The 12,477-nt window shown below is 70.6% G+C and carries 12 protein-coding genes; 6 read left to right on the forward strand and 6 right to left on the reverse strand.

Annotation, left to right across the window (positions count from 1 at the left end):
* The first annotated feature begins 70 nt into the window (after window positions 1-70).
* On the forward strand, window positions 71-1,468 hold the full coding sequence (locus BJ964_RS42095) for a DUF1349 domain-containing protein (RefSeq protein ID WP_188125880.1): 1,398 nt from the start codon (window positions 71-73) through the stop codon (window positions 1,466-1,468).
* Here BJ964_RS42095 and BJ964_RS42100 read toward each other — a convergent pair.
* From BJ964_RS42100 to BJ964_RS42115, 4 genes are all read right to left on the reverse strand, one after another.
* A complete protein-coding gene (locus BJ964_RS42100) occupies window positions 1,465-2,331 on the reverse strand; it encodes a polysaccharide deacetylase family protein (protein ID WP_188125881.1) in 867 nt (288 codons plus the stop codon). The genes BJ964_RS42095 and BJ964_RS42100 overlap by 4 nt on opposite strands.
* Before the next feature lie 31 nt (window positions 2,332-2,362).
* Window positions 2,363-3,976 (reverse strand): methyl-accepting chemotaxis protein, encoded by a 1,614-nt coding sequence (locus tag BJ964_RS42105; RefSeq protein ID WP_188125882.1) that lies wholly within the window; start codon window positions 3,974-3,976, stop codon window positions 2,363-2,365.
* A gap of 80 nt (window positions 3,977-4,056) precedes the next feature.
* Window positions 4,057-4,884 carry a TylF/MycF/NovP-related O-methyltransferase gene (locus BJ964_RS42110; RefSeq protein ID WP_188127468.1) on the reverse strand — a complete coding sequence of 276 codons (828 nt, stop codon included), beginning with the start codon at window positions 4,882-4,884 and terminating at the stop codon, window positions 4,057-4,059.
* A 118-nt stretch (window positions 4,885-5,002) separates the two neighbouring features.
* On the reverse strand, window positions 5,003-6,022 hold the full coding sequence (locus BJ964_RS42115) for a glycoside hydrolase family 11 protein (RefSeq protein WP_229806725.1): 1,020 nt from the start codon (window positions 6,020-6,022) through the stop codon (window positions 5,003-5,005).
* 288 nt (window positions 6,023-6,310) lie between these two features.
* Between BJ964_RS42115 and BJ964_RS42120 the strand changes: the two genes are divergently transcribed.
* The 4 genes from BJ964_RS42120 to BJ964_RS42135 are packed head-to-tail and all read left to right on the forward strand — an operon-like array spanning window position 6,311 to window position 10,116.
* Window positions 6,311-7,315, forward strand: a complete 1,005-nt coding sequence (locus tag BJ964_RS42120) for an ABC transporter substrate-binding protein (RefSeq protein WP_188125883.1) — start codon at window positions 6,311-6,313, stop codon at window positions 7,313-7,315.
* Window positions 7,296-8,306, forward strand: coding sequence for a FecCD family ABC transporter permease (locus tag BJ964_RS42125; protein WP_188125884.1), 1,011 nt, complete (start codon window positions 7,296-7,298; stop codon window positions 8,304-8,306). The genes BJ964_RS42120 and BJ964_RS42125 overlap by 20 nt, the downstream gene beginning before the upstream one ends.
* Window positions 8,307-8,308: 2 nt before the next feature.
* Window positions 8,309-9,346 carry a FecCD family ABC transporter permease gene (locus BJ964_RS42130; RefSeq protein WP_188125885.1) on the forward strand — a complete coding sequence of 346 codons (1,038 nt, stop codon included), beginning with the start codon at window positions 8,309-8,311 and terminating at the stop codon, window positions 9,344-9,346.
* Window positions 9,343-10,116, forward strand: coding sequence for an ABC transporter ATP-binding protein (locus BJ964_RS42135; protein WP_188125886.1), 774 nt, complete (start codon window positions 9,343-9,345; stop codon window positions 10,114-10,116). The genes BJ964_RS42130 and BJ964_RS42135 overlap by 4 nt, the downstream gene beginning before the upstream one ends.
* Window positions 10,117-10,132: 16 nt before the next feature.
* Here BJ964_RS42135 and BJ964_RS42140 read toward each other — a convergent pair whose 3' ends face one another.
* A complete protein-coding gene (locus tag BJ964_RS42140; protein WP_188125887.1) occupies window positions 10,133-10,831 on the reverse strand; it encodes an SIMPL domain-containing protein in 699 nt (232 codons plus the stop codon).
* A 56-nt stretch (window positions 10,832-10,887) separates the two neighbouring features.
* Here BJ964_RS42140 and BJ964_RS42145 point away from each other — a divergent pair, with 56 nt between their 5' ends.
* Window positions 10,888-11,415, forward strand: coding sequence for a hypothetical protein (locus BJ964_RS42145; protein ID WP_188125888.1), 528 nt, complete (start codon window positions 10,888-10,890; stop codon window positions 11,413-11,415).
* Window positions 11,416-11,466: 51 nt separating this feature from the next.
* On the opposite strand, the gene BJ964_RS42150 is transcribed toward BJ964_RS42145, so the two are convergent.
* Window positions 11,467-12,471 carry a glycoside hydrolase family 26 protein gene (locus tag BJ964_RS42150; RefSeq protein WP_262479426.1) on the reverse strand — a complete coding sequence of 335 codons (1,005 nt, stop codon included), beginning with the start codon at window positions 12,469-12,471 and terminating at the stop codon, window positions 11,467-11,469.
* Window positions 12,472-12,477 lie beyond the last annotated feature (6 nt).

Genomic DNA, 12,477 nt, shown 5'->3' on the forward strand with positions numbered 1-12,477 from the left:
GCCGGACCTAACAGCGGCGTGACAGGCGGCGTTCGGGCCGTGTTACCGGCCGGCACCTAGAAATCCGGGCATGTTCAGCGCAGACTTTCTCCGCCCGGGCCGGATCGTGGCCCTCGCCGCGGCGGCCGTGTCCGTCGTGGCGCTCGGCGTCCTGTCCACCTCCGCCATCGACGTCTCCTGTGACCCCGGCCCGTGCCCGCCGACCCCGGTGACCGGCGACGGCGACGTGGTCAGCGACCGGTTCTGGTTCCTGCACCGCGACCTCGGGCCGCAGGGGAGCATCACGGTCCGGTTGACATCGATGACCGGCACCATCACCTATCCGCCGCCGGACCACGACGAGATCGTCCCCGGCCTGGTCCCGTGGGCGAAGACCGGGATCATCGTCAAGGACGGGCTCCGGCCGGGCTCCCGGTACGCGGCGCTCATGATGACCGGCGAGCACGGGGTCCGGTTCCAGCACGACTACCGCCACGACGTGGCCGGACGGCCCGGTGGCGTGTCCGCCGGGAACCCGCGCTGGCTGCGGCTGACCCGCTCCGGCGACACGATCACCGGCGCCGAGTCGCCCGACGGTGTGCGATGGCAGGACGTCGGGTCGGCCGAGCTCGACGGGCTGCCGGACACCGTCCGGGTCGGGCTGTTCGCGGCCTCCCCGCACGGGCTCACCCTCCAGCGGGTCGCGCTCGGCGGCCGGATCGGGCAGGGCCGCTTCACGCAGGCGGTGGGCGTGTTCGACGGCGTCACCGTGGAGGGCGGCGGCGGTGCCTGGGCCAGCGAGCCGGTCGGCGAGATGAACGTGACCGACTGGGAGAAGTACCACAACCCGGCCGGGGCCGTGCAGACCGACGGGGTGGTCACGATCAGCGGCACCGGCGACATCGGGCCGCTCGGCGAGGACCCGGACCCGACCGCCGACGCGGCCCTCACCGGACTGGTCGTCGCCCTGATCATCATCCTGGTACTGGCCGCCCGCTACGGCCGGGCGGCGCCCTTCGAGCCGCGGCGGGCCGCCACGGTCGGCGCGGCGGCGCTGGTCACCGGGCTGCTGTCGGTCGGGACCGTCCTCGCCGTGACCGGTGAGCCGGCCGTTGTCCGGGTGGTCGCCGGGCTCGCCGTGGCCATCGGCCTGTGCGCGGTGCTCGCCTACGGGCTCGGGTCCCTTCTCCGGTACGGCTGGGCGCTCGCGCTGCTGCTGGTGATCGTGCCGTACACGGTCACCGCCGTACCGCTGCTGCCCGATCCGGTCGCGCAGTGGCTGCTGCGGGTCACCCCGGCCGCCGGGTTCGCCGTCAAGCAGACCGAGGTGGAGTATCCGCAGGTGCTGGCCCACTACGCGCCGTCGGCCGGGTACTTCCCGCTGCCGTGGTGGGCCGGGCTCGCGGTGCTCGCCGGGTGGGCCGGGGTGATCGCGTTCACGGCCGGCCGGCGGGCCCGGGCGCACCGGCCGGTGCCACGGGCGGTCTAGGCGAGCAGCTCGGAGAGGGTGACCGGCTCCAGGCCGCGCCGCCGCAGGCCGGCCAGGACGGCGGGCAGGGCGTCGTCGGTGAAGCGGGCGTTCGCCTCGGTGATGTGCATGATGACGATCGAGCCCGGCTTCACCTGGGACAGCACGGCGTCGATGACCGGGGCCGCGCCGCGGGCGAACGGGTCGCCGCTGACCACGTCACCGTCGACCACGGTCACCCCGAGCGGGGCCAGCGCCCGCAGGGCCGCCCGGTCGTGGCACAGCCCGGGGAACCGGAAGTAGCGGGTCTGGCGTCCGCCGTACGGATGAAGGGTCGTGAAGGTCTTGTCGACGTCGCCGGTCATCTCGCCGGGGGCGAGCCGCGGCAGGGTGTAGCAGCCGCCGGTGAAGGCCGCGTGTTCGTAGCTGTGGTTGGCGATCTCGAAGTGCGGGTTCCCGGCGATCCGGCGGGTGACGTCCGGGTACTGCTCGGCCCACTGCCCGGTCACGAAGAAGGTGGCCGGGATCCGCCGCGTCTCCAGGATGCCCAGCAGGCGCAGGTTGGCGTAGGAGGACACGGTGCCGTTGCGCAGCCGGGCCTTCATGGCGTCGGTCATGTCGGCGTCGAAGGTGAGCGCGACCTTCTTCACGTCGCGGGGCCCGTGCTGGACCACCGGCGGCAGCGGTCCGGGAGCGTGCGCGCCCGGCGTCGTGGCCGCGACGGCGGGCGCCTCCCCGCCGTCCACCGGAGCGGCGCTCGCCGTGGTTTCGGGAACCGGCGAGGCCGGCGAGGCGGCGGTGACGGCCGGGGCCGGTTCCCCGGCGCCGCAGGCCGCCAGCGTCAGGGCCAGGGCGGCGGCGAGGAACCGGCCGTACATCGACATGCAGGACAGAATGTCACAGGCCGCACAGGCCTCACAGGGTGAAGGTCGCCACCAGCTGCTGGAGTTCGTTGCTGGTGCGCTCCAGGCCTTCGGCGTTCGACCGGGCCCGGTTGGCGACCGCGGTGGTGGAGCCCACCGCGGTCGCCACCCCGGCGATGTTGGTGGCGATGGCCTCGCTGCTCTCGGCCACCTCCGCGACGTTGCGGCCCATCTCGCTGGTGGTGGCGGTCTGCTCCTCCACGGCCGCGGCGATCAGGGTCTGGAAGTCGCAGATCCGGGCCACCACGCCGCCGATCTCGCTGATCGCGCCGACCGCGTTCGACGTGTCCTGCTGGATGGTCTTGACCAGCCGGGCGATGTCCTCGGTGGCCCGGGCGGTCTCCTGGGAGAGCTCCTTGACCTCGCCGGCCACCACGGCGAAGCCCTTGCCGAGCTCGCCGGCCCGGGCGGCCTCGATGGTGGCGTTGAGCGCCAGCAGGTTCGTCTGCTCGGCGATCGAGGTGATCATTTGGACCACGTTGCTGATCTCGGCCGAGGAGTCGCCCAGCTTGCCGACCGTCTTGTTGGTCTGCTCGACCACGGTGACCGCCTCACCGGCGACCCGCGCCGCCTCACCGGCGCTGCGCGCGATGTCGTCGATCGCCTGGGCCATCTCCGAGCTTCCGGACTGGAGAGTGCTCGCGTTGCCGGAGACGCTGCCGGCCGCCGACGCCACCGCGGCCGCCTGCGTGTCCATGTCGACGCTGGTCTCGGCGATCTGCGCCGACACCGAGGACAGCTCGCGGGAGGCCGACGAGACGGTTCCGGCGTGCGAGGCGATCGTCGACACCGTCTCCCGCAGCGCGTCGGCGGTCTGGTCCAGGGCGACGCCGAGACGGCCGAGCTCGTCGCGGCGGTTCAGGTTCACCCGTACCGTGAGGTCCCGGCCGGCGAGGCGCTTGAGCCCCTCGACCACGACGTTGAGCGGGCGGACCACCGACCGGGTGACCAGGAAGCCCATCAGCACCGCGAGGATGACGGCGATGGCGAGCGCGCCGCCCAGCACCGTCGTGGCGGTGTTCTTGATCCGGTTGACGTCGGCGCGCACCTCATCGGCGCGGGCGTTGACCGATTCGTCCAGCTCCGCGGTGATGTCCAGCACCTTGCCGTACGCCGCCGACGCCTCGCCGCCGTTGACGCTGTCCATCGCCCTGGCACGGGAGGCCTTGGTGTCCTCGGACAGCCACTTGTTGATGGTCTCGTCCCAGACGAAGAAGTCGTCCCAGGCCGGTTTGAGCTGGTCGAACTGAGCCCGTTCGGCCTCGGTCATGCCGGCCGTGTTCGTGGCGGCGAGACCGGCGTAGAGGGCGTCCTTCGACTTCATCTCGCCCTGCCGGTTGTAGCCGTCGGGGCCCACGGAGTACTCGTACCCGTAGGCGCCCACGTCGGCGATCCAGAGCCCCTGCCAGCCGGTCACGTCGGAGGCGGCGTACTTGGCGGCCTGGATGTCGTCGCGCACCTGCTCCAGAACGGCGAGCTGGTCCGCGGCGTCGGCCTGCTGGCGCAGGCCCCACCAGCCGGCGCCCGCCGACGTGACGATCAGCGCGGTGAGCAGCAGGTAGGAGGCGCCGAGACGCTTGCCCACACTGACATCGGCAATACGCATGTGCAAACTCCCCCGTCCGGTGCCGGCACCCCCGGCTGTGCCCTTCCCATCGGGCCCGTCGCGGTACGGGGTGAGCGGAACTAGCTGAGTGTCTGCTTAATGCCTACCCGGCCCTCGTCCATGCGCAGCAGGAGCAGTTGCGGGTTCACCTCTTCGAGCCACTCGTCGACGGCCCGTTTCGCGCCGTCCCACCAGCCGTAGTCGTCGAGCAGCAGGACGCCGCCGGGCACCAGGCGCGGCCAGAGGTGTTCGAGTTCGTGGCGGGTCGACTCGTACCAGTCGGTGTCGAGGCGCAGGATGCTGATCCGCTCGGGGGCGTCACCGGGGATGGTGTCCTCGACCTTGCCCTTGTAGTAGTGGATCCGGTCGGCCGGGTAGACCGACTCGCGCATCGTGGCCCGCACGTCCTCGATGGAGGCGTAGGCCCACACGCCGGAGCTCTTGTCGCTGGTCTCCAGCATTTCGGCGGCGCTGCGGCCGTCGTGCCGTTTGTCGTGCTCGGTGGGCTCGCTCATGCCCTCGAACGTGTCGTAGAGGTGCAGGTGGCGGTCGGTGTCACCGGTCTCGGCGAGGGTCTTGGCGATGGCCAGCATGCTGCCGCCGCGCCAGACGCCGCACTCGACCACGTCACCCGGGATGCGGTGGCGGACCACGTAGCGCACCGAGTGGACGAGGGCGTTCAGCTTCTCCGGCGACGTCATGGTCCATGGCTTGACGGCGCGGATGGTGGCCCGGGCGGCCTCGTCGTAGTCGACCGGGAACTTGATCTCGGGAGGCGCCGCGGGCTTGGCGGCAGCGGGCTCGGGGGCGGGTGTGGGCTTCGGCGCGGCCTTCTTCACCGGCGGCTTCGGCTTGCGCAGCTCGTAACCGGTGAGGTTGCGCAGCACTCGATTGACGCCCTTACGCATCGTCACAGACGGTACCGTAACGAAGATCACAGGATCTGAACAGGTCCGACACGGCTGTTGATCGTCCGAACCCGACGGTGACGCGGCGGCCGGGCGGCCGCCGCGTCGTGATCGGGGGTCAGCTGGTCCGGCAGGTGACCGTTGGCCAGGTCCAGTTGCCGTTGGCCAGGATGGTCACACCGAAGTTGTTGCCGGCACCGTTCGGCCGGGCCGTGACGGTGCTGCCGCTGCTGCTTACCGCGGCGTTCCAGCTGTTCTGGAGGCTCTGGCCGCCGTTGAGGTTGAGCGTGACGGTCCAGTTGCTGGCGTTGCTCACCGCGACGTTGAGGTTGAACCGGTCACCGAACTGCTGGCCGGCCGACAGCGTGGCGGTGCAGTTGCTGCCGCCGCCGCCCGGCGTCGGGCTGCTGGTCGGGGTGGTCGGGTTGGTGGTGCCGCCCTCCCAGACCGTGATGTCGGAGCTGCCGCTGCTCTGGTAACCCTCGGTCGCCATGATCTGGTAGCTGTGGTTGGTGCCGAGGTTCAGGCCCGCCCGGGCCCACGCGTCGAAGTGGTTGGCGATCGTGATGGTGCCGGAGCTGCGCTTCGACTGCCGCACGCTCCAGAACTGGTAGAACGTCTGGGTGCCGTCGATCGACGGAGCGTTGACCCGCTGGCTGCGCAGGATGTCGTACGTGCCGCCGTCGGTGGTGACGGTGCCCATCCGGGTGGCGCCGCTGCTCGGGTTGTAGCTGCCGAAGTTCTCGACGATGTAGTACTCGATGAGCGGGCTGCGCGTCCATCCGTACAGGGCCAGGTAGGTGTTGTTGTTGCCCGGGTTGTAGGTGCCCGAGTAGCTGACCGTCCGGCGGCTGCCGGTGGCCCAGCCCTTGCCGCCGACCCAGTTGTTGGTGCTGTTGCTCCAGCTGCTGGAGTACCGGCCGTCGGCGCGCAGCGTCATGCTCGCGTTGCCGCTGTCCTTCCAGAACGAGAAGTAGTAGCCGTTGTGGGTTCCGGTGGTGTTCGAGCTGACCGTCCGGTCGGACTCGGCGTGTGCGGTGCCGGCCACGGTAACCCCGGCGATCGCCATCGCGGCGGTGCAGAGAGCGGCGGTGAGCAGGCGGACGCGCCCGCGCCGACTGGGGATTTCTACGGACATGTGGGCCTTTCCTCCTCTTGAGGGGCTGTCGGGGAAGCAGCCCCACGGGGACGGGAATGTTACGAAATCGAGCTTCGTCATTACCCGGAAACCTGTCAACAACTTTCGGAGAACTTTCGTAAATACCGAGATCGACCTCAACAGGCATTCACCCGAATCCTGGACCGCAAGCCGTCGCTATCCGCATTGGACGGTTCCGAAACTTTCGGGACTCGGCTATGCAAATCCTTTGAACTATGGTTAGCCTTCCCTAACCAATGATCCGCACATGAATGGACGGCCCCCCCGATGCACACCTGGCGTTCGATCCTGGCCGTCGCGACAGTCGGCGTGCTGCTCGCCGGTTGCGGCGGCGGCACCGATGAACCCGACACCCCCGCGGCGGCCGGCCCCTGGTCCTTCAAGAGCGGCAACGGCGAGACCGTGACGGCCGACAAGACCCCCACCCGGATCATCGCGCACGCCGGTGAGGCCGCCGCCCTGATGTCGTTCGGGATCAAACCGGTCGGCATCTACGCCGACGAGCCGGTGAAGACCGACGCGAACCTCAAGAGCCTCGACCTGACCGGGATCACCGTCCTCGGCGAGGAGTGGGGCAAGATCGACGTGGAGAAGGCGGCCTCCCTCGCCCCGGATCTGATCGTCGGCGACTGGTGGCCGGTCGAGAAGGCGTACTCCGGCCTGGAAGAGGGCGTCGACGAGAAGAGCAAGAAGCTCACCGAGCTCGCGCCCATCGTGGGTGTCACCCAGGGCGAGTCGATCGCCGACCTCGCGGAGGGCTACGAGGCGCTGGCGAAGAGCCTCGGCGCCAAGGTCGACGACCCGAAGATCGCCGAGAACAAGCAGCGGTACGAGAAAGCCGTCGCCGCGTTCCAGGCCGCCACCGCCGCGAAACCGAACCTGACCGCGGCCGGCATGTCGCCGACCGACGAGAAGGTGTACGTCGCCAACCCGAAGTACGCCCCCGAGCTGCTCGACTTCCAGCGCTGGGGCCTCAAGGTGATGAACCCCGTGACGCCGGACGCGGACTTCCCCTACTGGGAGACGCTGAGCTGGGAGAACGCCGACAAGTACCAGCCCGACCTGATCCTCTGGGACGGGCGCGCCTACAAGGACACGCTGAACGCCGAGTTCGGCAAGAAGCAGCCGACCTGGTTCGAGGTGAAGGCGGCCAAGGCCGGCGCGGTCGTCGCCTGGCCGGCGTACTGGCTGCACACCTACGGCGACTTCGCGACCGAGCTGGAGAAGCTGACCACCGCGATCAACGGCGCTGATGAGAACATCGGCTCCTAGGCGCGCCCTCGGGCTCGTCGCGCTCTGCGCCATCCTGGCCGTCGTCGCGTTCCTCAGCGTCACCCAGGGCTCCCGGTCGATCGACCTGCCGGAGGTCCTGCGGGCGCTGGGGAACCTCGGCGGCGACCAGACGATCGACAGCACCGTCACGCTTCAGCTGCGGGTACCCCGTACGCTGCTCGGGATCCTCGCCGGGGCCGCGCTCGGCGTAGCCGGCGCCATCCTCCAGGGAGTGACCCGCAACCCGCTCGCCGACGCCGGGATCATGGGCATCAACGCGGGCGCGGCCGCGAGCGTCGTCTTCGCCGTCGCGGTGCTCGGCATCCGCGGGATCGGCGTCTCCGTGTGGTTCGCGTTCGCCGGGGCGGCCGCCGCGACCGTGCTGGTCTACTCGATCGCGTCGATGGGCCGCGAGGGCGCCACCCCGGTCAAGCTGGCGCTCGCCGGCGCGGCCGTCACCGCCGGGCTGATCTCGGTCACCTCGGCCATCGTGATGACCGACATCGACGCGCTCAACGAGCTGCGGTTCTGGCAGGTCGGATCGCTGGCCGGCCGGTACGCGCCGGTCCTCACCGGCGTCGCCCCGTTCCTGCTGACCGGACTGGTGCTGTCGCTGGGATGCGGGCGCGCGCTCAACGGGCTGGCGCTCGGCGAAGACGTGGCCCGCGGCCTGGGCCAGCGGGTCCGGCTCACCCGGGCCGCCGCGTTCGCCCTGGTGGCGCTGCTGGCCGGCGCGGCCACCGCGGCGTGCGGGCCGATCGTCTTCATCGGCCTGGTGGTGCCGCACCTGGCCCGGTTCCTGTGCGGACCGGACTACCGGTGGATCCTGCCCTACTCGATGCTGCTCGCCCCGGTCGTCCTGCTGCTCGCCGACGTGATCGGCCGGGTGGCCGGCGCGCCCGGCGAACTCCAGGTCGGGGTGGTCCTCGCGGTGCTGTGCGCGCCGGTCTTCGTGGGCATCGTCCGCTACGCCCGGCTCACGGAGGCCTGACCATGTCCGTCGCCACGCTCGACACGCTGCGGGTCACCCGCCGCCGGCGATCCGTCCGGTCGGTCACCGTCACCACGGTCCTGGCCCTGCTGGTGGCCGCCCTGTTCGTACTGACCATGATGGTCGGCAGCTTCCGGCTCACCGCCGGGCAGGTGATCGTCTCGGTCCTGCATCTGGAACCGAACCCCGGCATCGACTTCGTGGTCCGCGGCCTGCGGCTGCCGACCGCCTGCGCCGGGCTCGCGGTCGGGCTCGCCCTCGGCGCCTCCGGCACCGTCTTCCAGCAGCTGCTGCGCAACCCGCTGGCCTCCCCCGACTTCGTCGGCGTCACCTCCGGCGCGAGCCTCGCGGCGGTCGGCGGCATCGTCTTCCTCCAGGCCGCGGGGCTGGCCGTCTGCGCGTACGCCCTCGGCGGCGCCCTGCTCGCGGCCCTGCTCATGTACGTGCTCGCCTGGCGGGACGGGGTCAGCGGCTACCGGTTCATCCTGATCGGCATCGGGGTCGCCGCGTTCTTCGACGGTCTGGTCGGGTACGTGCTGAGCCGCGCGAGACTGACCGAGGCGCGGCAGGCCATGCACTGGCTCACCGGCTCGGTCGGTCAGGCCAGCGAGAACGAACTACGGATCCTTCTGTACGCCCTCCCGGTCCTGCTGCCGGTCGCGGTGCTGTTGCAGCGGCACCTCAGGGCACTCGAACTCGGCGACGACACGGCCCGGGCGCTCGGTACGCGTACCGAGCTGAGCCGTGCCGCCCTCCTCGGCACCGCCGTCCTGCTGGTCGCGCTCGCCGTCGCGGTCGCCGGCCCGATCGTCTTCGTGGCGCTGGTCGCCGGCCCGGTCGCGAACCGGCTGCTCGGCCCGGCCACCGGCGGCATCGCGGCGGCCGCCCTGACCGGCGCGGCGCTGCTGCTCACCGCCGACCTGGTCGCCGTGCACCTGATGCCGACACCGCTGCCGACCGGCGTGGTCACCGGCGCGGTCGGCGCCCCCTACCTGCTGTGGCTGCTCGCCACGACGAACCGGAGAGGAGCCGGCGGATGACACGGCTGCGCGCACAGGGCCTCACCCTCGGCTACGACGACCGGGCCGTGGTGAGCGGCCTCGACGTCGACATCCTGGACGGGAAGGTGACCGCCATCGTCGGCGCCAACGCCTGCGGCAAGTCCACCCTGCTGCGCGGCCTGGCCCGGCTGCTCAAACCCCGGGCCGGCGCGGTCCACCTGGACGGCACGCCGATGTCCGCGATGAGCACGGTCGAGGTCGCCAAGGTGCTCGGGCTGCTGCCGCAGTCGCCGGTGGCGCCGGACGGCGTCACCGTCGCCGACCTGGTGTCCCGCGGCCGCTACCCGCATCAGGGCTGGTTCCGCCGGTGGACCGGCGACGACCACGACGCGGTGGCCCGCGCCCTCGACGCGACCGGCACCGCCGATCTGGCGGACCGGCCCCTGCACCAGCTCTCCGGCGGGCAGCGGCAGCGGGTCTGGGTGGCGATGGCGCTGGCCCAGGACACCGATCTGCTGCTGCTCGACGAGCCGACGACGTTCCTGGACATCAACCATCAGGTCGAGCTGCTGCGCCTGCTGGGCACCCTGAACCGGGAGTCCGGAAAGACCATCGTCGCGGTCCTGCACGACCTCAACCTGGCCAGCCGCTTCTGTGACCACATCATCGCGATGGCCGACGGCCGGATCGTCGCCGAGGGCACCCCGGCCGAGGTGATCACCGCCGAGCTGGTCGGGAAGGTGTTCGGCCTCGCCTGCGTCATCGTCAACGACCCGGTCGCCGGAACCCCGATCGTGGTGCCCGCCTGACCGCCGGTCACCCGCCTCAGGGCAGCATGACCCATTCCACGATGACGGACGCGGTCACCTGCTTGCGGCCCGGCTCGATCGGCAGCGCGGCGTCCGAGTAGGCCTTCTGGTTCGATAGGCCGGGCTCCCCTTCGGTGGGGATCACGTCGCTCACCCTGATGACCCGCCCCAGCTTCCGGTCGGCCTCCCCGGCGTACAGCACGGCCTTGGCCCGGGCGTCGTCGAACGCCTTCCGGCGCGCCTCGGCCTGCTGCGCCTTGTCGTTCTCGATCACCAACGACACGCCGTTGAGCCGCGCCGCGTCCCCGCCGGCCGCGACGGTCTCGGCGAGCAGCTTCCCGGCGTCCGGCAGGTTCCGGATCTTCACGTTGAGCCCCTGCGTCGCCGTGTAGCCGTTGACCTCGCCCTTGTCGTCGCGGCGCGCGCTGACTTCGGCGTAGGAGGTCTGCAGGTCGGCCGCGGCCGTGCCGCCACGCACCAGCGTGTCCCGCATGCGGGTGGCCGACGCGGTGGCGCCTGCCAGCGCCTCGTCGACGGTGGCCCCGGCGGCCTCGGAGGCGAAGTCGGCGATGAGGAGGTCGGGTTCGACGTACACCGCGCCGCTCCCGGTGACCGTGACACTCTCCCGGGGCGATGCGGCGACGGCCGGCCCCGCGTTGAGCGCGACGAGGGTGGTGAGTGCGGCCACCGAGGCCGCGACACGAGATATCAGCATTTCCCCATTAAAACCATATTTGGTACGAATGGAGCGCTCATCGCTACGGTAGGCACATGACGGCGAGGCGCTCGATCCTGGCCGCGGCCCTGTTCAACGCCCCGGCCGTGGTGGCACTGTGGGGCCGTCGCACGCTGGAGCTGACGCCGCTGGCGGTCGGCGGCGTCGAGGTCGGCGGTTCGGCCCGGGCCGCGGAGCGGGTGCTGCGCCGGGCCCTGGACGCGCCGGACCGGATCGTGCAGGGCGGCGGTTGCGAACTCGATCCTTCCGCGGAACCGCGCCGCCATCTCATCTGGGGAGCGCTGACGGTGACCATGGCGCCGGCGAACAACCGCCTGGTCGGCTGGACCGTCGGCGCCGGGCGGCTGCCGGACGGCGTCCACCTGCCGCACGATGTGACGACCGCGACGACCGTCCGGAAGGCGCTGCGCACCATCCCCGGCGCGACCACCCGGTGGGACGGCGTGTTCCAGAAGTACTGGATCACCACTGCCAAGGAGCCGCCGATGATGTGGGCCGGTGACCGGGAGGACGGCGGCGGCCGGATCACCTACATCACGAACGCCTTCGAGCCCTGCGAATAGCCGAACGAGCCGCCACCCCTGGTGGGGTGGCGGCTCGGTGTCTGTGTCAGGTCAGCTCAGCTTGACGTTGAAGATCGGGTTGGCGGCGAGCTTCTTGAACGCGGCGAGGCTGGCCGGGGTGCTGTTGATGCTGATGTCCCGGTTGCCCTGGTCATCGGCCTTCGTGTCGAAGTGCACGATCGCCTTGATCGCGGGACGCTTCTTCAGCTGCGGCAGCACACTGTTGTACACCGCCGACTTGTCGGTCTTCTTGCCGATCCGGTGGTACCCGCCCCACTCGGCGATCATGATCGGCTTGCCCTGGTGCTTGGTCGTCGCCCACTCGTAGAAACCCGGGCCGCCGTTCTTCGGCTTACGGTCCAGCAGGTCACCGAACGTGCCGTAGTGGTAGTAGCCCTTCTCCACGGACACGTAGGAGTCCAGGCCGATCCAGTCGACGACGTCGTCGCCGGGGTAGAGGTCCTTCCACCACGACTGGGCCATCCACTTCTCGTTACCCATGTAGGCCATCACGTTCACCACGTTGTCGGCGCCCTGCGCCTCCAACCGCTGGATGGTGTGCCGGTACATCGCCTTGAAGTCCTTGGCCTCCCAGCCGGAACCCTTCTTCGGCTTCACGTCGTTCTCCGGCTCATGGTTCAGCACCAGGAACACGTCCTTGTCGTACGCCTTGATCCGCTTGGCGAACGCGTCGATCCGGTCGTCCTGCTCACCCTTGGCCACCTTCGCCCACGACGAGCCGTAGGCGATCTTCCAGTTCAGCAGCAGCACCCGCGGGTTCGCCGGGTCCTGCGTCATCGCGATCTCAGCCTTGGTCGGGAACTCCTCGTCACCCTTGTGGTAGGTGTGGAAGATCGTCGCGGTCCGCCCGGACATCTTCTCCCAGTTCCTGTGCTCCAGGTCGCGGGGCTTACTGGTGAACCCACCAGCCGCACCACCCCACAACACGCCACAGGACGGGACAAGGTTGGCGTCGGTAACACACTTGCTGGCCGGCGCCGCAACAGCGGCAGTCGGCGCCACGACAGCGGTGCCACCCGCGAATACGGCGGTCAAGGCTGT

The organism is Actinoplanes lobatus (genome assembly GCF_014205215.1).
Classification (GTDB): Bacteria; Actinomycetota; Actinomycetes; order Mycobacteriales; family Micromonosporaceae; genus Actinoplanes; species Actinoplanes lobatus.